We start from the raw sequence: 26883 nt of genomic DNA, 5'->3' as shown, positions 1-26883 counted from the left end.
ATTTTAAATGATGTAATTTTTAAATGATATGATGGAATTAGTTAGTTGTTGTTGAATATTATACGCTTAAACTTAAGTGATGCTAACGGCTAAAATGTTTTTGTTGCGTCCAAAGTATGTTGCTACTGTGTATATATAATGGACGCAAATTTACATTTTTGGTTGCTCGCATTATTTAGTGTCTTGTTTCGTATTTTTTTTTCGCATTGTTGCTTGCTGTATCATGTAGGTGTTGGTGTAATATCTTGCGTAGCGTCAATACCGCTTGCGGGCTTTCTTGGATACTGTGTCCACCACCAATTAAAGTTTCTGATGCAGCACCGTCTAGATGAGCACTTTTATAAGGCACAATACCATCGGATATGTCTTGATTTACTTTACTGCTGATATCACCGACATTTATGGTCGTTATCGCAGGGGTAGTTATAGGGTTATCCGTGATTTCTTGTGGATCCAGCAGAGTATCAGCAGGATGTGTAATAGCGGTAGGGGTAGAAAGGTGGTTTGGGTTTTGAGATAAATCTAGGTTAGAAGTATCTGCGCTCATGGCAGCCAAGCCTTTTACAATATCAGTATCTTCACTGGCAATTAATGAATGATAGGTCACATTATCTGCTATTTTTAAATCCTTAGTAAGACGCATAAATGAGGATTTATCACTGAGTTGACTGGCACCATTTTGTAGGTACAGTGCCCCTAAGGGGTTATTAGACAGCTCACCTTGGGTAGCAATGCTGGTAAAGTTACCAGTCAGTGTTTGAATAAATCCTAACGGTAATTGAATGACTCGCCGTAACGTACGTGTAAACCAACGGTCAGCATAATTTGTACCTCGAAATGGGGCAGAGATGAATACTGCTTCATCTATTTGTGGTAGCTGCGAGAGGGTAAATCTTGATTGTAATTCTTGCTCAGTAAAACTTTGACGGATAAGTTTATTGAGCTCATAGTCTTTGGCTGTACCAGAAATATCATTGAGGTGTGGTAGCAGGTCATCATTTGATACCATCATACGACCAATCACCGCACCCATACTGTGTCCGATCAGCACCCCATGATGACTGGCAGCATCTTTGCCTTCAGGATCATTTTGTAAAAATGCCGCATGGATCAATTTTTGAATTTGATAACGGTTTTCTAACATGGGCAGATTGGTAGGATAAAATATTTGCCACACCTGATAGTTTTCTCTTAATGTGGGATCATTAAAAATATCGTTGGTGGTACTTACCCATGTGGCAGGACTCGATGCCAGCCCATGTAACATAATAATGGTACGTTTATTAGGGTCATACGGCTCAAGCATAAATAGTTGTGGTAGCACAAGCTGCTGCTGACGAGCCAGCAGATTCATATAACCCACTCCACTGAGCTGATTTTCTGATAGCCATAATCCATAGCCTGATGAAAAGTTAGCTGCTAAGGCATATTGCTCGCCAAGTATGTCGATAGAGTGCGTATGCAGTGGATCATATAAGTTGATATTAATTTGTTGACTATTTATTACCTCATCGATGGTTTTTCCACTAACTAATACTACCCCTGTAAGTAATATATTGCCATTATGATAAATGCGGCTATTGGGTGAGCTATCCTCTGTATGCTCTTTTTTATTTGCCAGCATACCAAGTAAAGAGGTCTTATAGCGGTTTTGTTGCTGAGTAACAAAACTAACCCCAAGCCCATCGCGTTTACTCACCGAATTTAATCCTGAAAAACTCAGCTCATAGCTTGAGCGTAATTCAGGTAATAGCTTAGCATCCATCTTTAACAAGTTGTCTGTCTGCTGATGACTATTGCTAGACGGCAATGCTTTAGTATGTGATGAACGAGTAGGCGAGGCAGCAAGTGCATTAAAATTTGTGGGTAAATTGATCTGTACTGATGTGGTCGTAGAGTGTGTGGGGTCAGCAATATCAAAAGTAATACGCTCACTAAGATTGGCGGTATTATTTGTATTTGTGTGCTTGCTATTAACTTGTTTATTATCTGTTTGATTTGGCTGCGTATCAAAAATCTGAGCTGGCGTGCTATTTTTTGTGTTTTTTGTAGAGTTATAATGGCTGTCTAAATAGGCAGCGCCCTCTTGTGTTGCTGTGTGTAAGGTGACGTTAAATAATTGCTTGATAAGCTCATTACTGGCGGCATTATAAATATCTCTGGTTTGAATATCCAAATCACTAGAGAGATATTTAAGCTGTTTGTTTATGCTATCTGTGGTGAGTGGTGTAGTTTGTTGAGAGTTGTCTGTCTGGTTATCAGCTTGTAGTGCTGGATAAAATAAAAACGCATAGCTATAGCGTAGAGCATAAAGCAGATGCTGAGCACGCGCATTGATACAGTCTTTACTTTGTTGATATTTACGCTGTTCCTCTTTAGCAGAGAGTGGGGCGTTGGCATAATAAGGATCTATAGGTGGACGTTGTAATGCAATATCACAGGCTTCCAAAGCGGCATATAGATTAGATTTTGCATAATATAATTCAGCCAGCAGTGCCAATGTATCACGAGTATTGGTCAATAAAGGATTGTGTTGAATTTTCTGTATACAGCTGGGTAGATATGCCAAACAAGCCTCTTGATCTATACCTAAGGACAGCAGCGTGGTGTTGGTTTGGGCACTTAAGTGATTATTAGTAACAATATTGGCGCGTTGTTTATCAATGGTTTGGCTGACTGTTTTTTGCGACACACTCACAGTGCTACAGCCAATAAGTAAGCTGATACTACTTATTAGCAATAAAAATGTGGTTGTTGTCTTGAGTGTTTGATGAGTGGGCTGTTTGTCAGTTTTCTGCCAGCTCGATAATGGATGCTCATAGCATGAAGAACGAAGATAGCACAAAGAGTTAGATAATGGATTCATGGTATGACTTAATATAATGACATGGCATTAATCTAACACATACTTTATACAGATAAAACCTTGAGAACTGAGTATTAATTATACTTGGATTCACAACAGAAGAGCCACAAATGTATGTGGCTTTTAAGGATTATCATTTTTAAAACTGAATAATTTTTAAAAAATATTCAGTTTTGCTTATTATGATTACGGCTTGAGTCAATATGAATAGATATTAATTGGTTGGCAAATTCCAAATGTAATAATCACCATTTTCTATGATATTGATTTGTTGTTGTAATTGACGGTTATTGGGGTTTTGTATACTCAATCGACGTAGACGTTCTAACGCTTGAGAGCGTTGGTCTGTTAATAGATCCGTTTGCGCTAAGCTTTGCTCAGCTTCTAGATAACCTTGAGCTGCTGCCTTATCAAGATATTTTCTACCTGCTTTAAAACCACCACCTTCACTTAGCATCATGCCATATAAAAAGTTGGCTTCGGCACTGTTTGGTTGACGCTCAATTGCTTTAGTGACATACGTACTGGCACGAACCACAAAATCAGAACCTAAGTCAAGATTTCTGCCAATACTATTGAGTTTGGTGGCACGTAGTAGCACTTCATAAGAAGCATTAGGAGCATCGGCATAAGGACGTAGCCATGCCTCAAGCTCTTTAAGTTTTATTTTGCTGTTGTAACGCTGTGATATGTTATCAAAGTTTGGTGGATAGTGGCGAGCATGTGGGTTGATTTCATTAATAAAATCATCTAGTAAGCTGACATCTAACAATGCAGCATTACTATTTTGCGTTTGTGGAATTAATATGGTTGGTACATAACTAATATCACTCACAGAAAGCTGTGGTGTGGGTATTTGTGGCAAATTATTACTGAGTAAATCAATACTATTTGTTTCTGTATTTTCTCTATAACGGATTGAGTTGCTAACTCGTACGATGGGTTCAGCTTGCTGTAGCTCTGTATTGGTAGCAATGGTTGGGGTGATATTAGTCGTATTTGTTGTTTGAGCTGACGTATTTGCGGCAGGTCTGATGGTACGGGTACTGGTAATACGTGCTGCAGGTGCTTTTGGAGGATTGGTATTCGTAGCTGTGGCAGTAGCAGTATTATTATTAATATTATTAACAGGGTTATTAACACTGTTTTGATATAGCTGTATATAAGGTGATTGTGTCTCATCAGCTTGAGCGGCTGTCATCATACCTAGTGTGCTCATAAAAAGACCAGAGATAAACAGGCGAGAAGTTGTTGTTTTAGTAGAAATATTGGAGACAGACATAAAAAGGTTACCTTGCTTATTGTAGATGGTGATATATAAAGGTGATGAAGTCTATGGAAGGTGGACAATATGTTAGCAATAATAAATATGAAAACATTTAAAATGTTCATTCAGCAACAAATAAAAGCACAGTCTTAGCACAGTTATTGCATTTTGCAATTTGTGTCATACCCTAACAAAACGGCTTGCACAAATACAATTGTTTGATTGTTACATCCGTTACGGTTAACTATCGAGACTGTATTATCTACTAAAATAAACTATATCAAATAAATTGCGGCCCAAAATTATAAATGATAAGCCACAGCTTTCATTTGGTTGGCAAGCCAGCGCATGGTAATACGTACTGGCGGCGCAAGTGGTGTGCCACCATGATCTATGGCAGCACTGCGGTGTTGCAGCTCTTCAATATCCATTTGTTGTAATATCTGTGCTGTGCGTTGATCTTGTTTGGGTAGTTGGCTGATATGATCTTGCAGATGCTCACTCACTTGTGCTTCTGTTTCGGCAACAAAGCCTAAGCTAAACTCATTAGAAATCAGTCCTGCTGCTGCACCCATACCAAATGACAAACCATACCATATTGGTGTAAATACACTCGGATGGCTGCTAAGTTCATTCAGACGGGTTTCACACCATACCAGATGGTCAATTTCTTCTTCGGCAGAATGATGCATGGCTTCTCTGACCGTATCATTTTTGGCGGTTAACGCTTGTCCATGATATAGACCTTGAGCGCAAACCTCTCCCGTATGGTTGATACGCATAAGCCCTGCAACATGACGGGCTTCATTGATAGATAACTCAGGCAAGGCGTCACTATCGACAGGAAGAGGGCGGGTACTGGGGTTTGAGTTTGGAATAACTGCACGCAATGCTTTATCAAAACCAACAATAGCACGGTCTAATACAGATAGGGATTGTGGTCGCATATTACCTCTTTATTATCATTTGCTATGTTAACTATTTTATAACTTTTTATTTGTTTATATACTGTCAACACTCAGTGAATAACCATATATGTTATATTGTATAGATAACTGCTATTTTTCTTAAGGGTTATATTATGACATTGTCTTCCTCTATTGGCATACTATCACGATATTTTTTTAGCTTTATATATAAAAATATACCCACTAAAATATTTAAAATACCAGTGACCAAAAATAGCTGAGGTAATGATAATGCCAATAAGTTAAGCAGCATAATAGAGAAGAGAGCAGAAAATACCATTAGTATGGCATTAAAAATATTATTAGCACCAATGATACGTGCACGGTGGCTAATGGGGGCATAAGCTTGCATAGAGGCATAAAGTGGCACAATGTATATACCACCGCTAAAGCCCAACAAAAACAAGTCAGCGAAGACTCGCCAATAGCTACTCACTCCCCAAACCTGTTGGATAGACAATAAATGCCCACTAATTTCACCAACTGCCAGACTTGATAACGAAAAATATAAATCAATGGCAAACAGACTCAGTCCTAAAATGCCAAATGGCAATAGACGTAGACTGACTTGATTTTTGGTTAAGCTTTTGCATAGTAGCGAGCCAATAGAAACCCCCACTGAAAACAAAGTTAGTAAAAATATAACCACTGATTCATCACCATGAAGGATGATTTTACTAAGCTCAGGCGTTTGAGTCAAAAAGGTTGCCCCATAAAACCAAAACCAGCTATTGCCAAGAATGATAAAAAATAATAATGGCAAAGAATAAACATACTTGACTACATCAATGCTGGTAGTCAATATATTCCAATTCACTTTCAGTTTCGGTTGTACAGCAGGGGTATTAGGAATGGCAGATGCACTAGCCACACCCAGCACAGCAATGAGTACTACTACCGCACTGATCCAGTACAAAGAGTTTGCCATTTGTGACAATACACCTGCTAGAATCATTCCTAATAATATTGCCAGTGACGTGCCCATTTGGAAAAGTCCATTTGCACCGACTAATTCATCACGCTGCATGGCTTGGGGCAAATAAGCATATTTAATAGGGCCAAAAAAGGTGGAGTGTGTGCCCATCAAAAATAAAGAGACAAATAACAACCAGTAAATTTCAAAAATAAAGCCGATGGCTGCAATACTCATGATGATCACTTCCAGAATCTTGACATTGCGTGTGAGCCATGACTTTTCATATTTATCAGCAAGTTGCCCTGCCACCGCAGAAAACAAAAAGTACGGTAAAATAAACAACATGGCTGCCATATTATTTAAAATACTGACCGCGATATCAAGTTTGCTGGCAGCGGTGTAGGTCAATACCAATATGAGCGCTTGTTTGAATACATTGTCATTAAACGCTCCTAAAAACTGAGTACAAAACATGGCAGTGAATCGGCGGTGACGAAACAGACTAAATTGTGTTGCCATGTGGCATCCTCTATATGCACTTGAATGTCTATCAACTTATCAGAATTTGTGATACAAGATAAGTTGCATAATAATGTTAGGTTGTAGTTGTTTTATTTAGGACTTACGCAACAGTACAATATTTGTCTTAATAAAGCGGCGAGCAATTTTTACGAAGCCTCTGAAACTACGTACAGCTAGCCCACTTGATAAAAAATAATGATTCTCAGCCGCTAATAATCTATGAAACTGCGTAAGTCCTATTATTATAAATGAGTAAGAATTGATATCATAACAAATCTCAGAAGCAAATGATGCTAGGTTTTTTTAGCGTCTCAAGGTATGATAGCAAGGGCTAAAATCAGGGTGGATATGAGTGGTTAATAAAGCAAAGGTAATGAAATTGAAAAAAGCCCCAATAATTCTATTTCGGTTGTCTCCCTTGACAACCAGCATTGCATGTATACTGTCAGCTTCCGCTTTTAGTGTGTCTGGATATGCGCAAGATACGCTGAATAATCAGCCAGATACACCAAATATAGCACAAAATAGTCATCGTAGTCAGACTACACAAGTCAGTCAAAATAGCCAAGCTCATGCTAAGCAACAAAAAAATGAGCCTGTCACTAAAACAAAAACAGATGCAGATAACCAGTTAGACATTGCTTTAGTCGCACTGAGGTTAAAACAAGCTGTAGAAAGAGGTGATATAGATCCAAGTGTATTAGAAGAATATCAAAAACAGACTCTCAGCCAGTTACCCTCAGTATCTGGTAGTTTTGCTAAGCCTGTGATGTCAGCAAAGAATAGCTCATCAAATCTAGATGATGTCCATATTAACAACTCTAATCAAAATAATGAGGTGATTGCTAATACTAGTAATAGCAATAATACGTCATCTGGTGTTACTAATTCTCAGGTTAATCATTCCTCTGCTTGGCAAGATACCGTTACGTCAGTGATTGATAATGAGTCCAGTGCTGCTTTTGATATGCCGACTGCAGCACAAATAGAGCAATCTTTAGCAGCAGTTACTCAGCAGCAACAAGCCATTAGCTTTGATGAGCCAGTGGCAACGCTTGCTGATAAAACGCCTCCCATTGGTTATGATGCAGCGTTGGACACCGCTACTTTACCCGTGCCTTCAAATCGGCAAACGCTTGGATTAGAAGATGCCAGTGATAACGTTGATATCAATAATACTAACAATACCACAACAGCTACTCAGCAAACAGCAGCGCAGCGACCCATTGAAGTTAGTGACTCTGTTGATGCAGGATATGTATCTACAGAGAAGGATTTGACCAAAGATCCGCAGCAGTTAGATCAGTTAGCAGCAACGCCATCTAGTGATGATGCTAAACTTAGTGCCAATGACATTACCGGTGAACGTATTGATCAGGCACAAAACAACAATACCAACGCTGTCATTGATCCTGATGACTATCTACCAGAATATACCGTCGATAATAGTGCAGCTCAGCAAGCACAAGCCACCCAAAATAGCATGACTACGCAACAAAATAACCGCCCTCTGGCTCGTAGTGGTGGCAATATATTTAAAAAAATATATAACCGTATCTTTAATGGTGGTGGGGAGAGTTTGCCAAAGATTAATGCAAATATCTATTTGCAGCAAGACAATCCTGATAGTAATCAGCCACCGATATTGGTTAAGGCAGATACTGACATTCAACCTGCGAATAATATCCAAGCAGCCTTAGAAGATTTGACAGCACAGTCCATATCAGATTTTACCGCTGTATTGCCAAGGCTGCGTGAAGAAGCGATTGATGCAGCACAAGCAGTGGGCTACTATGATATTAGTTTACGGTTTATTAAACGCAGTGAAGAAGATATTGATGTCATTATTGAGCGATTGGGTGAGCCAGTAACAGTTGCCACACGTGTGGTTGATATCAGAGGAGAAGGTGCTGAGCTTCCTGAGTTTAAAGAAATTCAGAAAAATTCTTTGCCATTAGAAGGGGATGTATTTAATCAAGGAGCATACAAAAATACCAAATTTGCGATTGAATCAGCCAGTAGTCGTCATGGTTATTTTGATGCAGAATGGTTGAATAAATCAGTTGATGTTATTTTACCTGACAACACTGCCGATATTAGTCTTATTTATAATACACGTGATGGTTATGATTTTGGTGATGTTATCTTTTTTACCTTAGATAAAGAAACGGGCGAATTAACCCAAGATCCTGACAAACTACCTGTTCGTCTGGATTTATTAAAACAGTTGTACGTGTTTCGTAAAGGCGATAGCTATTACCAGCCATTTATTGCAAAGTTTACTAATGATTTGGCAGCCACTCAATATTTTAATACCATTAATGTTGATGTGGTGACACCACCCGATGGCAGTTCAAATGCAGTATTAACTTTTGACAATAACAGTCATGCGACCAGTAGTAGTGACGATGATGCAGCTCAACGAGATACTAAAGATACGAGTGAGTCTCAAGCTAATACCAATGGAGATTCAGGAAATGAGTCGACAGATGCAGCAGCGCAAAGTATCTTTGAACAGTTACAACAGACAGATTTGATAGATAACGACAATGCAGTGGAAGCGGCGACATCAGCAGATGCGACCGAAACAGCACCCATAGAATTTGCAGTGGATGAAGAAACATCTGATAAATTACAGGCGATAAAAAATAAAGCAAATCGCTTATTGATGTTGCCAGATGATAGGGTGTTAGATGGAACTCCTCAACAAGCGAAAAGTGTGTTGGGTAGGATTAGTAATGCCATTAGCTCATTGGCAAAAAAGATATTACCTGACGAAGAAGATCCATTTAGTGATATCGACAATATACCAGAGACTCAGCCGAATTTAGCAGGACGTATTACACCAGAAGAAGTACAGAAGACCAAGTCTGTACCATTGTATGTTTTTGTTATGGCAGATAAACCAAAAGATGTGCAGTTGGGTATTGGGTACGGAACAGATACAGGTGTACATGCTGTTGCCAGTTTTGATAATAATTTGATCAATCGTAATGGTTATCAAGCAGGTGTTTCTACAAGCCTATCAGAGATAAATCAGACAGTTGGCTTCCATGCTCGTCGTCCTTGGAAACACCCGTTAAATGATACGTTGGCAGCCAATTTGCAGTTTCAGCAAGAAAAGTTAAATCAAGGAGAGGGTAGTTTTGATTTGACTACCCAAACAATGCAAGCAGGCATTGCGCGTAATATTATTAAAGAGTCTGGATGGAATCGCAATTATACACTGCGTTATCGTCTCGATAGACTTGAAAGTGGTATTGAAGGGGTGGAGCGAGAAAAACTACCCTCACCATTTAATCGTAATAATGCCAGTTTTGATCAACAAGCCTTATTATTAGGTTATTCACTCAATAAAACTGTCGCTGATAATGTAACCAACCCTACACAAGGTCACCGACAGTATTATTCGATAGAGGCAGGTTCAAAACAATTAGTGACTGAGACAAACATGGCAATATTGCGGGCTGGTGGTAATATTATTTATAGTTTTGGAGATGGCAAAAAGCATCAGGTGATTGGTAGTATTGATACAGGCTATATTTGGGCAGATGACTTTAACGAAGTGCCTTTTAAACTACGTTTCTTTGCAGGTGGTGATCGTAGCCTTCGAGGTTATGATTATGATAGTTTATCTGCCATGCAAAATGGCTATACTGTTGGTGGGCAAATACTGGCATTAGGTAGCGTAGAATATAACTATGAATTTAAGCCAGGATTTCGTGCAGCAGTATTTACTGATTTGGGTAATGCTTATGATAAAGACTTTAAAACAGATACAAAAGTAGGCGTCGGTACAGGTATTCGTTGGGCATCTCCCGTGGGTTTGGTTCGCTTAGATGTTGCCGCGGGTGTGTTAGAAGATGATGTGCCTGTGCGCTTATACTTCTTTATTGGCTCACCTTTACAATAAGCTAAGAAAACTGCTGAGCTTAATATAAATAGCAAGCTATAAATAACAGATATTTTACCTATTACTAGCATCAATATATCCACCGCCTACATATTTTTATCAATAAGGCATGGGTTATTTTTGCAATAACTGGTAATGGATCTTCATTGTAATTACTAATGGGCTCGACTTGATTTTGCGAGTATATAAAGTTTTATCATGACACAACCTCCTCAAAAGCCTGACCCTCAAAAACAAGAAAAAACTGAGAATCCAGAGTCTCAGTTACCTACCGAGTCAAATCCTCCCTTATCTGAATCTGAGACAGATGGTGATGCGGCAACATTACGTCGTTGGTATGGCTTGCCATTTTTATTGAAATTATTATTTTGGCTGCTGTGTTTTTTTGCCATAGTGCTGATTATTCTTTATGTGATGGCGGGTACAGCTGGTGGCAGTAAGTTTTTGGTGGATAAATTGGCGCAAGAGACAGGTGTGACGCTGACTTATGGTGAGGGTAATTTACGTGATGGTTTAAGTGTCTCTGCTGTGGTATTAAAGCCCAATGACGATATTGATATTTTTATTGATTATGCTTATGTGAAGATAGGCTGGCGAGCCATATTTGTCAAAGAAGTACATTTGCGTGATGCTGATATTAGGCAAGTACGAGTGATTGATCGGGCACCACCAACAGACACACCTTATGATTATAGAACTTTAGATTTACCAGTGAATTTGCGCTTTGATCATGCCAATATTGACAGTATTCGCTATGAGAAAGTAACCAAAGAGCCTGTGGTAGTGACGGATATTGAAGCTAAGGATTTAAGCTGGATAGGGACAACACTGGATATTGGACAAGCTAATTTACAGTATGCTGATATTGTCAATATTGCTGGGTTGCAAGGTGAGATAGATTTACAAGGAAATTATCCACTCAATGCCAAAGCTACAGTAACGGTGAATAGTTTGGAAGATCTGTATGTTGCGCCATTAAAAATTACTGCTAATGGCAGCCTAAAACGTACTGTGGGTAAGGTGTATAGTAGCTACAATGATCATAAAGTCTCTGGAGATTTTGCAGCACAAGGGTTAGATGAGGGTGCTCCTTTTTCAGCTAAGTTGCAATGGGATGAACTGGTATTGCCTTATGCTGAAAGTCAAGATATCCGTTTGCAGCAAGGGCTACTGACCGCCTCTGGTGTCATATCCGATATTGAGCTACGCATTAATAGCCACTTAAGTGCTGAAAATATTCCAACAGGACATTATCGTGGTCGGGCCAAAGTGGTAGATAGCCAGATGCTGATTGATAGCCTGGTTGTGGATAGTCCTGAAGGAGCGTTATCAGCGCAAGGGGTTTTAGATTGGTCAAAAGAATTTACTGCAAAAGCCATGATCAAAGGAGATGGCTATAAGCTAGATGCCATTGTTCCTAAAGAATTTGTTGATTATGCACCAAAAGCTCTCAATGGTAAGTTGGCAGTGGTTTATGATAATGCCAATGCTGATGGTAAAATGCAGATTCGTACTTATCTATCACAAAAAGATGGTGAAAAAATCTGGGCAAATATCATTCAAAGTGATGTTTCTAATAACCCACGTAAGCCGGATCTATGGCGCATATCTGCACGTTGGCAAAACCTATTGCGCCGAGATATACCAGATATTGGTAATATTAATAGCAAACACGGACAGGCTGATGTAGATATTCGTGGTGAACGCCTACGTGTGGATGCCAATGCCAATATTGAAGAGTTGAATGCTGCACCTAAAGGTGATTATCAGGTGCGCTTAAACAAAGTTGGCAATCGCATTCATATCAATTCATTACTATATAAAGGTGTGGTAGGTAATCTTACAGGCAATGGTGAGATAGTGCTGGCGCAAAAAAACAAGCCTTTGCAGTGGAAGATACAAGCACAAACTTCTGGTTTGTTGCCTAAAGCCTACCAAAAAGATTTACCTATCAATCGCCTTGTTGGTAGTGTGACCGCATCTGGTGTGATGCAAGACATCAAAAAAACAGTCAGTCAACAAAAAGCACGTGGCAATAGAAAGCAAGTGGTTCAAGGTCAGCGTCATCGTATTAAGATACTTGCCTCAGATCTGCAAGCGGTACTAGATAGCACGGTTGAAAATGCCACGGCAAACAATACAAAGTCACAAACGCCAGAGTACCGAAAGGTTGCTATTAATGGCACAGGTGCAGGGCAGTTTGATTTGTACTCAGGTGAGTTGGCACACTTTGATGCCCAGTTTGATGGCGGCGTGCAGACGCAAGGTTTACCTAAAGGTACATTGAGCTTAGATGCCAATGGGTCAATGCAACAAATTAATATTAAGAAATTACGTCACAAAGGTGATGCTGGCTCATTATTGGCGTCAGGTAGTATTGATTTGCGTCAGGGTATTGGCTGGGATATCAAAGCAGATACAGATAACTTCAATATTGGTGCTTTTGTGCCCCAGACCAAAGGCATCGTCTCTGGTAACTTAGTCAGTCAAGGGCATTGGCAACAAGATGGCAGCAAGTTTGGTAACCTGTCTAAGTTTGCTGTCAAATTTAATGGTAGCTTAGATACTTCTGATTTACCAAAAGGCAAACTGGTGGTTGATGCCGATGGTAATGCACAGCGTATTAAACTGCATCAATTTAGCTTTAATGGAGACGCTGGTGGCATCACTGCTCAAGGTGATATTGATGTATCCCAAGATATAAAATGGGACATCAATGCGACAATGGATCAGTTTAATATCGGCTATTTTGTCGCAGATATGCCCAGCGCACTCTCAGGAGATATTATCACCACTGGTCAATGGGGTAAGCAGACACAAATTGTACACCTACCGCAAATTGATGTCAGTGGTACGCTGAAAGGACAGCCTTTATTAGCCACGGGTAGTCTTGAGGCGACCTTACATTTGCCACAAGATATGCAATCGTATCTCAAAAAGCTTCAGCAAGCAGATGCACAGCAGCAAGTCACACAAGTACAAGCGATTGCTGAACAGTTGGATGCTAACAATTTAACAATTCGTTGGGCAGAAAATGAGATTGTGGCAAACGGTGATGCTCAAAACCTACAAGCTCAGGTCAATATTCATAGTTTAGATAAAATTTCTGAACAATTGGCGGGTCGAATCAAAGGTGGGATCATTTGGCTGCAACCTAAAGGGCAAGCATTACCAACCATTTATGTAGATCTAGTCGCTGATCAGCTTGCCATGGCAGAGTTTGTACTAACCCAAGGACATGCCAAAGGTAAAATCGTTAATTTGGGTAAAAGTCCAAGCCAAATGGTGCTTGCTGCCACAGGGTTAAAAGCCGCTGGTCGGGACTTTAGTCAACTCAACTTAGTTTTTGATGGGACAGAAGCAGAGCATAGTGTCAATTTAGAAGTTGCAGACACACAAGCCACAGTGAAAGCCTTACTCAAAGGCGGTTTTAATCATCAGCAAATGCGTTGGAATGGTGTCATAGGTAAAGGCGAAGTGACATCGAAATATGTCACTTTACAACAAAAACAACCTGCTGAATTGGTTGCAGATATCAATAATAAAAGTGTACAACTGGCAGCACATTGTTGGCAGGCAGTGAAACAAACAGGCAAATTATGCTTGCGTGATAACTTATTTGTCTCACAACAGCAAGGACAAATAAATCTTGTGGTACAGCAGTTAGATACTTCTTTATTCTCACCATTTTTACCCAGTGATATCGACTGGCAGGCACAAGTTAATGGTAAGGCAATGCTGAGCTGGGAGAAAGGTGGGCAGCCTAATATCAATGCAACCATGTTTACTGATAATGGACGGGTAGGTTTGATCCAAGATGGTGATAGCCAGCCTGTATCCATCAGTTATAAGCGTGTCTCATTGATAGCAAAATCAACAGCAAAAGGCTTAAAACTGCGTACAGATATCAATACTGGTCGTGGTGGTCGAGGATATGCAGATATTTTATTAGATCCGTATGCACCTAGTAAGCCCATTTCGGGGGCATTGGTTTTAAATGAGCTTAATTTAGCGATATTTAAGCCATTCTTCCCAGGTATGCGGGTATTAGAAGGTAATGCCACCATGGCAGGTGGCTTAGGTGGTACGCTAAGTAGTCCAGTATTTTATGGGGATATTAACCTCAAAAATGGTCGGATAGCCATGCTTGATATGCCAGTCAATCTGAGTAATATCAATGCTAAGGCACGTGTACGTGGACAGACAGCAACATTGAATGGAACATTTAACAGTGGTGAGGGTAATGGTGTCTTAGAGGGAACTATAGACTGGCAGCAAGAGTTACAAGCAAAACTAAGTATCTCTGGGCACAAACTAATCATTTCTCAGCCGCCATTGCTCTATGCTGAAATCAATCCTGATTTGGATATTATTGTGCGTCCGACGCAGCGTTATGTCAATATTGAAGGCGCTGTTACTGTACCAGAGGCAACCATTCGACCTCCTGAAGCCAGTAAAGATGTGATTACCAAATCAGAGGATGTGGTGGTACTAGATCGACGTATGATTGGTAATATCAATGAAGTATTAGCAATATCCAAGCCATGGTCTATCAATGCTAATATTGGTATTGATTTGGGTTCGGAGGTCAATTTTAGAGGCTTTGGTGCCACTATCCCGCTTGCCGGTGCAATTTATGTGACTCAGCAAGGTCAAGGTGTGATGCAGGCTCGTGGTGTGATACAGGTTGCACGGCGAAGTAAAATTGATGCGTTTGGACAAAATTTAGAGCTAAATTATGGACAAATTCGCTTTGATGGTGATGTCAAAAATCCTGCTCTTAGTATTGAGGCGATCAAAGAGATTGAAGGCAAAACTGTCGGTGTTCGTATTAATGGTAAAGTAGCTGAACCAAATATCATCGTATTTAATAATGCAGGTTTGACTCAAGAACAGGCGATGAATGCACTGGTGACAGGTAGCCTATCAAGCTCAGGCAGCACGCAGATTAGTAAAGAGGGTTTCCGTACAAAGGTAACAAATAATTTAGCTGCTGCGGGTCTTAGTTTTGGCTTAAGCAGTACACGAGGACTGACAAACTCTATTGGTCAAGCCTTTGGTTTACAAAGCCTGACAGTAGATGCTGCTGGTACAGGTCAGGATACCAACGTCAATGTGACAGGTTATATCACTCCAGATTTATACATACGCTATGGTGTGGGGGTATTTAATGCAGAAAGTAGTTTTTCATTGCGCTATCAGTTAACCAGACGTATCTACATTGAAGCCACTGCTGCTGCAGAAAATACGGTTGATATGGTCTATAGTTGGAAGTTTTAAATCTGCTTGAGGTTGCATTACTACAAAACGGTAGTTGCATTGTCTGTAATCAACTGTAGTTAAAAGGATATTAGCATCAGAAGATTGATAGGAAACAACACCATTGATGGCTTATAAGGTAAAAGAAAAGTAAAAGTAGCAGATAAAGTAAAGCAGCTAGGTTGATAGGGGGAGATGAGTTCCAATCAATCTAGCTGCACTTAAGTTGCTTATTATTATTATTTTATAGTTATTATTATCTGTTTTATTATTTTTATTGTCTTAGTTTTAATTATTTATCTTTATTATTTTTGTTAAGTGGTTGTTTGATACCTCTCCAATAGCCATTATTTTATTTTTATATCCTTTTACTTTTGATTTATTTTATTGTTTGTCGTTATATTATTTTAAAGTTGCTAATAAGAGAAAAACAACTTCTCTTATTAGTCTTTACTACAATTACAAATGACACAATTATTACAAACCTAATTATTTTTTATTTTAAGAAATAGTAAGTGGCTTACTATTTCTATTTGATTATTAGTCATACATAATATCTAAAATTTATAACAAAACTTTAATGAATGAGTATAAAAATAGAGTTGGAAAAGTAAAGAGGCGGATAGTGAAATAAACAACTTATCAATAGGTTAAAGCACAACAGATAAGAGTCTATCAATGTATTTTATCTATTATTGTTGCTTATTTCACCATACCTTTTAATCTCATTTATGTTCCATTATTTAGTCAAAATTAGGCGATTATTACGAGTTAAACGTAAGCGATACTCTTCACCTTCATGTTGAATACGTACTTCTTTAGTTAGTGCAAACAAGTGTTGTGATTGCAACATTGGTAGTTGATTATCACGTAAGTGTAAAGAGCGTGAGATAACATTATTCATGGCTAGTTCCTTTTTTGTGACACTCTAGTTCAAATAGAGTGATAAGTTTGGCAAATGAAAAATTGCTTGTTAAAATGAAAATCTTTATCATTTACTCACCAATGTTAGTATACTTAGTAAAAGTAACCCTTAAGTTGAGCTTTGAATAAGTAAGTTAATTGGTTTATTTGATAATGATTATCATTTGAGTTAATTATCAAACATATCACTTGCGATTGCAAGTACTTTTTAAAATTTTTTTTATTTTTTTCGCTGATTATCAAAATTAGTAGCATAATAAGGAAGTTAAGAGTTCATAATATGGTTGATTTTGTGGCTAAGTTGGTCATATCTACCTCAAAGCTGACACAAAAGACCCTAATAAAAACTGTATTAATAGGGGCTGTTGAACTTTCACCCTGTTAGTCTAATATCCATAAGGGATACAGCTATTTTTTACTTGCATGTAAAAATTGGCTAAATTTACCTTATTCTTCGTTAATGAACTGGTTAATATCCCGCTGTTATTAACAAAAGCTACCTGTGTTCATTGCCTTGACTAAGGAAAATTTTTCTCAATTTTTCCTATGAAGATGAATGTTTAACAGACCCTAGAAGAGTCCATCATAAAAAAGGTCAATAGCGATGCGTGCGAAAGAACAAATAGATGTGGCAGTGGCTGTGATGCATTATCAAGATAGATACTTATTAGGATTTCGTAGTAGCAAGCAGCATCAGGGTAATCGTTATGAGTTTGTTGGTGGCAAAATTGAATTGTTTGAGCATCCATTGCAAGCATTGATTCGTGAGGTACATGAAGAGGTAGGTTTGCAGTTACAGTGTGCTAACTTTGATATAAAGTATAAATTGCAACCACAAACACAAACACAAAAAATAGAGGGACAAGCCCTTATTAATCAAATGGGAATCATCAGTCATTGCTATAAAAATAAAAATCAAGGTGACAAAGTAGTTCGCTTGCATGTTTATCGGGTTGGATTAGTAAAAGCCCAATATGAGAGCTTGAGAAATAAACAACTAGGGGAAGAGGGGCAGCCTTTGTGTTGGGTAAGTCATGGTGAGTTATTATCAGGACAATGCCCATTGCCAGATGCGAATAAAGTCATTCTCGATTGGCTGCGGTTGCCTGATCATCTGGTTATTACTTATCCAGTAGCCGACTTTGAAAGTATACAACACTGGCTAGATTTTCATATTCATCATTTGCCACCAGACGCTTGTGTTTATGTGCGTCATAAGTTAGAGGATATCTCATTATGTAAAAATGATGAGTTGCTTACTAAGGCACGTGATCATTTATCCAAAAACTCTATTTCTCTTATAGATGAGGACAGTCTAAATTTAGAAAAATCTGCCTGTTTGGTGGCATTATTACAAGGACTGGTTCGTACTCGAACAGACATCAAGTTAATTTTATCAGTTGCTGATCTACATATATTAGCTCAGTACGATGTTTATCAGACTATTGAGCAGCAATTGGTTGCACAACATCTTAATCAACAGCAACTGATAGAAGTCATGCAAACTCAGAAGCAGTCACATAAACAAGATGCTTCCCACCACTTGTCACTATTTGATAATTTAGCAATAACGGTTAGCTGCCACGATATACAAAGTTTGCAATACGCTAACCAGTTAGCAGCACAGCGAATTCATCAGCAACATGCCAGTATTGCTGCTGCATTTTTATCACCAGTCAGTACGACCAAAACACATCCTAATGCCTTAACACTTGGTTGGTTTAAGTTCTCACTATTAGCTGCACAAGCACAAATGCCCGTGGTGGCATTGGGAGGAGTGACACCACAAGATTTGTCAATGGCTCGGCAGTATGGTGCAGATAAAGTGGCGGGTATTCGCAGTTTTATTAAAAATTTGGTTTAATTTTGTATCAGTGGAAAATAATACTTAACTTCATCGTTAAATTTTGTTAAAGTCTTGCTAAGAAACGATGATATGAATGATGAATGGAAACTATGGATTGATAGTTTACAAACCGTTGCGTTTATATACATAGTTAATATAGTGAGTTTGGTAGTAGTATCCTATGATTATATCAAGTCGTTATTCTTATTTACATCTATTGAATTAATATGTTTATTTAAAGATATATTAGTTTTCAAATTATTTGATTCTTTATATTAGTTATTTTTAGTTAATTGACAGTTAATTTTAATTGGTTTATTTACTAAATAATATACGACCCAATAAAAATTAAAAAAAATATAGATAAAAATATGAAATAAATAAGGCTGATATTTTCAACATCCAAATACTGACTGATTATATTTTATATTATGAATATGAAACAAAGCCATCACTCTAATAAACATCACATTAATGATAATTGTCTAAGGGGTAGCTCACGTGTTGCCCATAACACAAAAGCTGCGGATCAAAAACATCATAATAAAAAAGATAGCAGTGTAGATTACAAACATTATCATCAACATCAGCGCAATCACAATACTCAACCATCTACTGTTCCACAGCGGTTGTTTATGGATACATTACTCAAGCACACTGCCATTGCCCTTGCCATTATTATTCCTTTAGCAGCATACAGTGCCTTCGCTACCTCTTCAACTCTTAATGCTGCTTCTAATGCCACTGCTGCGACCAATCCATTTTTACCATTAGCGACCATTGATAATGATGAGGTGCATTCGCAACACCGCATGGATGTTCAAAGTAATGCGGATATTAATGATGTAAATAAAGACACACAATATATGCATACTTTAGGTGTCCCTGCTTATGATGACCAGATAATGATACCTAATCATACTTTAGCTGCTGACCAGTTATATTCTAGTAAACCGAAAAATACTCAAGGTGATACACCGATCAATGTGCGTAATTAAACATCCAAACATTTATCAAATTCAAAAAATAGATAGACTATAAGTCATTTGATTTATTTTGGTCTCACCATACGCTGCTAGTGATAGTTATAATAGTAATACAGGTTTGTAACGCTGAAAATCTAGACTAGTAACTAGACTAGAAACATTGAAAATAATGCTATAAAATTAGTTTGCTAATTATGTTTAGGCGATCTATGTTTATGTTATATTAAAGACATTTATTAGCATCAATTATTAGTATTGCTGTCAATTTTAAACACATCTAAATATGAGCCATAAATATGATTGTAATGGTAATGATATTTGCTCATCTTTTAGAGTTATTTTTTTTCATATAAACTTTTCATATATAAGGACACGTATTGTGAGTAACGCTACGGTATTACGTCAACATCATCAAGAGCAGCTAAATAATTATAAGAATCAACAAAAACAGGCACATGAATTGACTGGTTTACTTAATCAGTTGGATGAAGAGCAGGACATACAAGTCACTTTGTTTGGTGAGTTGCTAACCAATATCCCAACCAGCACGCAGCTTGCAATGATTCAAAATGCGACCAAAACTCGTCCGTCTAATCAATCAATTTCAGTTACTCAAGTATTACAGGCAGTACAGACATTAGCAGCACATAAACAGTTAAGCCATGCTCGTGTTGATATTGGACAGCTATTGGTGAATGGTGCAGATATTAGCGAGCAATTAGCAGCAACAAACACAGATGAGCAGCAGACTTATCAAAGTGATGCAGTTGATGTGGTGTTATATGGCTTTGGTCGTATAGGTCGTATATTGACGCGTTTGTTATTAGATCAAATGGCATCAGATAAAGGTCTACAATTAAAAGCAGTTGTGGTGCGCCCTGGAGCTGATAATGATTTATACAAACGTGCGTCATTGCTAGAGCGTGATTCTATTCATGGCTCATTTGGTGGTGCGATTGATATTGATGAGCAAAATAACGGTATCATTGTTAATGGTCGTTTTGTGCAGTTTATTTATGCCAATGATCCAAGTGAAATTGATTATACTGCCTATGGCATTGACCATGCTTTAATCATTGATAATACAGGTAAATGGAAAGATACAGAGGGATTATCGAAGCACCTGCAAGCTACTGGTAGCCAAAAAGTTCTACTCACTGCGCCTGCAAAAGGTGATATCAAAAATGTGGTATATGGTGTTAATAATGATACCATTGCTGATGATAAAATTGTTAGTGCAGCAAGCTGTACCACCAATGCGATTACACCAACACTTAAGGTTATTAATGATAAATATGGTGTTGAGACGGGGCATGTTGAGACCATTCACTCATTTACCAATGATCAAAATTTGATTGATAATTATCATAAGTCAGATCGTCGTGGTCGTAGTGCTGTGCTAAATATGGTCATTACCAGTACGGGTGCGGCAAAAGCAGTGGGTAAAGCGCTGCCAGAATTAAATGGCAAGTTAACAGGTAATGCCATCCGTGTACCAACACCCAATGTCAGTTTGGCTATCTTGAACTTAAACCTAAAAACAGCACCTGCAGATGCTACTGAGCTTAATCAGTTTTTACAACAGGTTGCTAATAGTCAACAATGGCAATCACAAATCGCTTATACAGATTCTACAGAAGCAGTTTCAACAGATTTTGTCGGTACTAAGCAGGTAGGCATCATTGATGCACAGGCAACGATTGTTACTGATAATCATGCCACTGTTTATATTTGGTATGATAATGAAGTAGGATATAGCACTCAAGTATTGCGTGTGGCTGCACAAATGGCAGGTATTTGCTATCGTCAAATTCCCGCCTAAACAAATCTAATGATTTAAATAACCATCTCTATATAACATAAGGTATCTATATAATAGAGTTATCTAGATAAAGATTATCATGGTAGGTCATTTAGCGTTATTTTGGTATTATTTTTAATCTTATTAAAGTGGCTTAGCATCTATCTAATAGGTTAATTTTTTTAAATTATATACAAATACTATTGGCAATTAGGTTTGTGCTATTAAGTTTATAATACGTTGTAGCTAATTGTTGTTATAATGCCCAGTAATCGCAAAGATTATTGGGCATTGTTTTATAAGCAGTACACTTTTGTGTATCATTGCCATCTTATTGTCTTTGCAAAAATTTATGATTGTTGGAGTAAGTATAGATGCGATTTATCGATGAAGCCATCGTAACTGTCAAAGCGGGAGATGGTGGCAATGGTATTGTCAGTTTTCGCCGTGAAAAGTATGTACCCAGAGGTGGTCCTGATGGTGGTGATGGTGGTAAAGGGGGGGATGTTATCGTAGTTGCTGATGATAATACCAATACCTTGGTCGATTATCGTTATACTCGCCGTTATGATGCCAAACGGGGTGAAAATGGACACAGTAAAAACTGTTCTGGTAAAGCATCAGACAATATCTATCTGACTGTGCCTATTGGTACAACCATTATTGATACTGAAACAGGGCAGATCATTGGTGATTTGACTGAGCGTGGTCAAGAGGTGTTGGTAGCAAAAGGTGGTGATGGCGGGCTTGGTAATACTCATTTCAAAAGCTCTACCAACCAAGCACCAAGAAAGGCGACCAAAGGCTTTGAAGGTGAGTTAAAGCAATTAAAATTTGAGCTAAAAGTTGTGGCAGATGTCGGGTTAATTGGTTTGCCAAATGCAGGTAAATCAACTTTTATTCGTCAAGTATCTTCTGCGAAGCCAAAAGTGGCAGATTATCCTTTTACTACCTTAGTACCAAACTTGGGTGTGGTTGATATCGGTAAACACCGCTCGTTTGTGATGGCAGACATTCCAGGATTGATTGAAGGCGCGTCTGAGGGGGCAGGTCTGGGCATTCGCTTTTTGAAGCATGTTGCGCGTACACGCCGTTTATTGCATTTGGTTGATATTAAGCCTATTGATGGCAGTGATCCAGTCGAAAATGCTCGTGTTATTTTTAATGAGTTAGAAAATTTTTCTCCTGAGCTAGCGCAGTTACCACAGATTTTGGTGCTCAATAAAATTGATCAAGTGGTTGAAGAAGAGGGTGATGAGCTAAATAGTCTTTGTACGCATATTGTTGCTGAATTGGGTTGGACAGGCATGGTATTTCGTACTTCGACCTTAACAGGTGAAGGTGTCGATGCGGTTAAGTATCACTTGATGAATGAGATCGAGCGTGAGCGTGAGCGTGAAGAGGAAGATCCTATCTTTGCTGAAGCGCAGCGTGAACGTTTTGAGCGTCTAGAAGCAGAGGTTCGTTATAATACGCAAGCACAAAAAGAGGCTTATCGTGCAGCACGTCGGGCGCAGCGTGAAGGGGTGGATATTGATGACAATGAAGATGACGACGATGATTATGATGTAGAAGTGGTGTATGCGCCATAAGCTGTAATGTAGATATGTTATAGTTTGTCTACTATAAATCTACCATGGTGTTAGGTTAGCTGTGCTTGTGGTACTACTGGAATATCTGCGCTTGCTAGTCTTGTGATGAAATTATATTAGATTGACTGTATCTTAGCATTGAGAACTTATTTTTGCTTATGGTTTATTTTTTCTTATTTTTTCTTTAACACATTAACTGGCATTTTGAGGATTATGATGACTGACAATAAGATTGCATTGCCGCAAACAGAAGATGACAATCGCTTTAAAAAACTACCTCGTAACTTTAAGTTAAAACGCATTATTATCAAAATTGGCTCGTCGTTGTTAACCAACAATGGCAAAGGATTAGATAGAACTGCCATATATGAGTGGGCAAAACAAATCGCTACCTTACACAATCAAGGTATGGAGGTATTATTAGTATCATCAGGTGCGGTGGCAGAAGGTGTGGTGCGCATGGGACTAGAAGAGCGTCCTAAAAAAGCACAGGAGATGCAAGCATGTGCTGCTATTGGACAAATGGGATTGATTGAGACTTGGTGGTCAGCTTTGATTCAATATGGAGTACAAAGTTCACAAATTTTGCTTACACATGAAGACTTATCCAATCGTCAGCGTTATCTCAATACATCAGATACATTAACTCAACTGGTGAATTGGCGGGTTTTACCTGTGGTCAATGAAAACGATACCATTTCTGTTGATTCTATTAAGTTTGGGGATAATGACACGCTTGGCGCAATGGTTGCTGCGATGGTCAAAGCAGATTTGTATGTCATTTTGACCGATCAAGAAGGCATATTTACGGATAATCCACGTGATAATCCAGATGCCAAACTCATTTACCAAGAACGTGCCATGGCAGATTATTTATTTGATATTGCTGGTGGTAGTGGCAAATTAGGGCGAGGCGGCATGCAGACCAAAGTGCGAGCGGCAAGATTGGCAGCAATGGGTGGCTGTGCAACGGTGATTGCCAATGGTAGCCTTGATAATGTGATTACCCGAGTAGTGGCAGGTGAAGTATTGGGAACTGTGCTAACCACCAATCAGGCAGATAAACTGATTGCTCGAAAACAGTGGTTGGCAGCACATATGCGTATGGCAGGCTCACTATTTATTGACAAAGGGGCAGTGAATGCCATTGTCAATGGTAATAAGAGTTTATTACCAGTTGGTGTGGTAGAGATTCAAGGTGATTTTGATAAAGGTGATGTGGTTGCGATCATTGATGAGCAAACCGGTGAACGGGTGGCAGTTGGGCAAGTAAACTTTGCAGCAACCGAAGCCAATCAAGTGGCACGTGCGCGTACTGAATCATTTGATAAAATTTTAGGTGAGTCTGAAGAGCGGGTAGTGATGGTACACCGTGATGATATGGCGATACTTTCTATTTAAGATATTTTTTATTTAATTTGTTTGATTATATTGATTAGTAAGCTTAGATAATTATAATGATGAGCCATACTAGGTGATATAAAAGATATGTGTTTGATCAAAAAATGTTATATTAGCAAAAATAATGGGTAAGCTTGTCTCTTTTAGCATTGCGTGGTTGTGCTGCAATATAATTTGATATTGGGTTGAGCAGTTTTATTTTTTGATTTTATTATAAGGTTTAAGGGAATAATATGTCCAAGCAATCTACAGCTTCATCTAATGATATACAAAGATTTGCACCGCTTAAAAACGATCGTCTATTAAAGGCACTACGGTGCGAACCTGTTGATGTGACACCAGTGTGGATGATGCGTCAAGCGGGACGTTATTTACCTGAGTATAAACAGACCCGTGCAGAAGCAGGTGATTTTTTAAGTTTATGTAAAGATACAGCCAGAGCTACTGAGGTGACACTGCAACCTTTGCGTCGATTTGATTTGGATGCTGCTATTTTGTTCAGTGATATTTTGACCATTCCAGATGCAATGGGTTTGGGTTTGTATTTTGAGGCGGGTGAAGGGCCTAAGTTTAAACAGACCGTTCGTGAACAGTCCGATTTAGATCGGTTGCCTGTCTTGGATGTCAATGATTCATTAGATTATGTGATGCGTGCAGTGAGTAGTATCCGCCGTGAGCTAAATGGTCAAGTCCCCTTATTTGGATTTTCTGGTAGCCCATGGACTTTAGCCACTTATATGGTAGAGGGTGGTAGCTCCAAAGATTACCGCTTTACCAAACAGATGCTTTATGCTCAGCCTGAGTTTTTGCATCAGTTATTAGATAAAGTTGCCACAGCGGTCACAGATTATTTGGATGCACAAATCAAGGCAGGGGCACAAGTTGTGCAGATTTTTGATAGTTGGGGTGGTGCGCTTGGTCATCATCAGTTTATTGAGTTTTCACATGCTTATAATAAGCGTATTGTTGCAGAGCTTAAACTACGCCATCCAACCGTTCCTGTGGTGTTATTTACCAAAGGTGGAGGGCTTTGGTTGGATGTGCAAGCTGATAGCCAAGCCGATGCTTTGGGGCTTGATTGGACGATGTCTTTGCGCAAAGCAAGACAAGTTTTATCAGAAGCTCAGTGTAACTTGACTAAAAAACATAAAAAACTGCAACCAAGTAAAGCCATTCAAGGTAATTTAGACCCTGCTACTTTATATGCCAATCCTGAATCTATTAAACAAGCAGTCAAAATGATGTTGGATGAGGCTTATGCTAATGGTGATAAAACAGGGTATATCGCCAATTTAGGTCATGGTATTACTCAGTGGGTAAATCCTGACCATGCCAAAGTATTTGTTGATGCGGTACATGCATATAATATTTAGTTATTTAATATGAGTATATTAAAATGTGTGAATGTATATAAAATATGATAAGTAATATAAATGGCTAAAGTTATTTGTTATCTAGATTAAGATAAAAGCTGAGGTAAAAAAAGACATGATAAAAGCAGCAATTGTTGGTGGTACAGGCTATACAGGTGTTGAGTTAATACGGCTATTAACAGCACATCCAGAAGTTGACATTGTTCTTTTGACCTCAAGAAGTGAGGCTGGCACACGAGCAGATGAGATATTTCCTAGTTTGCGTGGTGTGACTGATTTGGTGTTTAGTGATGTCAACCACTCTGCATTGGCTGAGTGTGATGTGGTATTTTTTGCTACTCCTCATGGTGTTGCCATGCAACAAGCGGCTGCACTGACAGCATCTGGTGTTAAGGTCATTGATTTAGCAGCAGACTTTCGCTTACAGTCTGTAGAAGATTTTGAAACATGGTACCAACATACTCATGCTTGTCCTGATTTATTAAAAACTGCCATTTATGGGTTGCCAGAAGTGAATCGAGAGCAGATTAAAACCGCCAATATCATTGGGAACCCTGGCTGCTATCCAACCACAGCTATATTAGGGTTAAAACCCATTATTGAAGCACAAAACCAAGCAGGTCAGCGTCTTATTGATGAGCGTATTGTCATTGATGCAAAATCAGGGGTTTCTGGTGCAGGGCGACAAGCCAAGCTATCACTTAACTATGCTGAAACCAGCGACAACTTCAATGCTTATGGGGTGGCAGGTCATCGTCATTTACCTGAGATTGAGCAAGGGGTTGAGCGATTATTGGCAAGCCAGTTTTCGCAGCGCATCCGTTTTGTACCCCATCTCATACCTATGATACGTGGTATGTTTACCACCATTCACCTTGATTTAACCAAAGCGGGCTGCCAGCTTGATTTGCAAACTGTATTTACAGATTGCTATGCAAATGAAACATTTATCGATGTCTTACCAAAAGGTGTATTGCCAGAGACACGTAGCGTACGAGCCAGCAATCGTTTGCGTATCGCCGTGCATCAAGATAATCAGCAAACACTGGCGACCATTTTGGTTGTGCAAGATAATCTTGTGAAAGGTGCAGCAGGTCAAGCTGTGCAAAATATGAACGTCATGTTTGGTTTGGATGAAAGTATGGGGTTGTTGCATATCCCCATCATTCCTTAATCTTTAATGGTTCATTTTCTAACACGCTTCTGTTTTGACATGCTTTAAAACTATTTAACTACTTCATTTTTACTA

14 protein-coding genes are annotated in these 26883 nt (G+C 38.7%); 9 read left to right on the top strand and 5 right to left on the bottom strand.

All coding sequences use genetic code 11. The annotated features are described in order from the left end of the window. Positions 1 to 175: 175 nt before the first annotated feature. The 4 genes from FHK89_RS11045 to FHK89_RS11030 form a co-directional block, all read right to left on the bottom strand. Positions 176 to 2866, bottom strand: coding sequence for an esterase/lipase family protein (locus tag FHK89_RS11045; protein ID WP_230660204.1), 2691 nt, complete (start codon positions 2864 to 2866; stop codon positions 176 to 178). Between the two features lie 214 nt (positions 2867 to 3080). Beyond that, the gene (locus FHK89_RS11040; protein ID WP_230660201.1) at positions 3081 to 4148 is read right to left on the bottom strand and encodes a tetratricopeptide repeat protein; all 1068 of its coding nucleotides are present in this window, start codon (positions 4146 to 4148) and stop codon (positions 3081 to 3083) included. A gap of 287 nt (positions 4149 to 4435) precedes the next feature. Beyond that, positions 4436 to 5080, bottom strand: coding sequence for a 2-polyprenyl-3-methyl-6-methoxy-1,4-benzoquinone monooxygenase (coq7, locus tag FHK89_RS11035; RefSeq protein WP_230660197.1), 645 nt, complete (start codon positions 5078 to 5080; stop codon positions 4436 to 4438). Positions 5081 to 5207: 127 nt separating this feature from the next. Then, positions 5208 to 6536 carry an MFS transporter gene (locus FHK89_RS11030; RefSeq protein ID WP_230660194.1) on the bottom strand — a complete coding sequence of 443 codons (1329 nt, stop codon included), beginning with the start codon at positions 6534 to 6536 and terminating at the stop codon, positions 5208 to 5210. 421 nt (positions 6537 to 6957) lie between these two features. Between FHK89_RS11030 and FHK89_RS11025 the strand changes: the two genes are divergently transcribed. Beyond that, positions 6958 to 10452, top strand: coding sequence for an autotransporter assembly complex protein TamA (locus FHK89_RS11025; protein ID WP_230660191.1), 3495 nt, complete (start codon positions 6958 to 6960; stop codon positions 10450 to 10452). 198 nt (positions 10453 to 10650) lie between these two features. Beyond that, positions 10651 to 15732 carry a translocation/assembly module TamB domain-containing protein gene (locus FHK89_RS11020; protein WP_230660189.1) on the top strand — a complete coding sequence of 1694 codons (5082 nt, stop codon included), beginning with the start codon at positions 10651 to 10653 and terminating at the stop codon, positions 15730 to 15732. A 718-nt stretch (positions 15733 to 16450) separates the two neighbouring features. Here the strand turns inward: FHK89_RS11020 and hemP are convergent. After that, positions 16451 to 16615: a hemin uptake protein HemP gene (gene hemP / locus FHK89_RS11015; RefSeq protein ID WP_230660186.1), complete on the bottom strand. Its 165-nt coding sequence runs from the start codon at positions 16613 to 16615 to the stop codon at positions 16451 to 16453. A gap of 624 nt (positions 16616 to 17239) precedes the next feature. On the opposite strand from hemP, the gene FHK89_RS11010 reads away from it, so the two are divergent. From FHK89_RS11010 to argC, 7 genes are all read left to right on the top strand, one after another. After that, entirely contained in the window at positions 17240 to 18499 is a 1260-nt protein-coding gene (locus FHK89_RS11010; protein ID WP_230660183.1) for a thiamine phosphate synthase, read from the top strand. Between the two features lie 413 nt (positions 18500 to 18912). Beyond that, positions 18913 to 19479, top strand: a complete 567-nt coding sequence (locus FHK89_RS11005; protein ID WP_230660180.1) for a hypothetical protein — start codon at positions 18913 to 18915, stop codon at positions 19477 to 19479. Between the two features lie 367 nt (positions 19480 to 19846). Further along, complete coding sequence (locus tag FHK89_RS11000; protein WP_230660177.1) at positions 19847 to 21289, top strand: glyceraldehyde-3-phosphate dehydrogenase; 1443 nt, start codon at positions 19847 to 19849, stop codon at positions 21287 to 21289. Positions 21290 to 21642: 353 nt separating this feature from the next. Then, entirely contained in the window at positions 21643 to 22860 is a 1218-nt protein-coding gene (gene obgE / locus FHK89_RS10995) for a GTPase ObgE (protein ID WP_230660175.1), read from the top strand. Between the two features lie 216 nt (positions 22861 to 23076). Continuing rightward, entirely contained in the window at positions 23077 to 24261 is a 1185-nt protein-coding gene (gene proB / locus FHK89_RS10990; protein ID WP_230660172.1) for a glutamate 5-kinase, read from the top strand. A 233-nt stretch (positions 24262 to 24494) separates the two neighbouring features. Next, a complete protein-coding gene (gene hemE, locus FHK89_RS10985) occupies positions 24495 to 25634 on the top strand; it encodes a uroporphyrinogen decarboxylase (protein WP_230660171.1) in 1140 nt (379 codons plus the stop codon). A gap of 115 nt (positions 25635 to 25749) precedes the next feature. Next, positions 25750 to 26808, top strand: a complete 1059-nt coding sequence (gene argC / locus FHK89_RS10980) for an N-acetyl-gamma-glutamyl-phosphate reductase (protein ID WP_230660168.1) — start codon at positions 25750 to 25752, stop codon at positions 26806 to 26808. Positions 26809 to 26883 lie beyond the last annotated feature (75 nt).

It is taken from the genome of Psychrobacter sp. I-STPA10 (assembly GCF_021012795.1).
In the GTDB taxonomy this organism is placed as follows: domain Bacteria; phylum Pseudomonadota; class Gammaproteobacteria; order Pseudomonadales; family Moraxellaceae; genus Psychrobacter.
The sequence above is the reverse complement of the archived record's forward strand: the minus strand, read 5'-3'. Positions and strand labels throughout refer to the sequence as shown.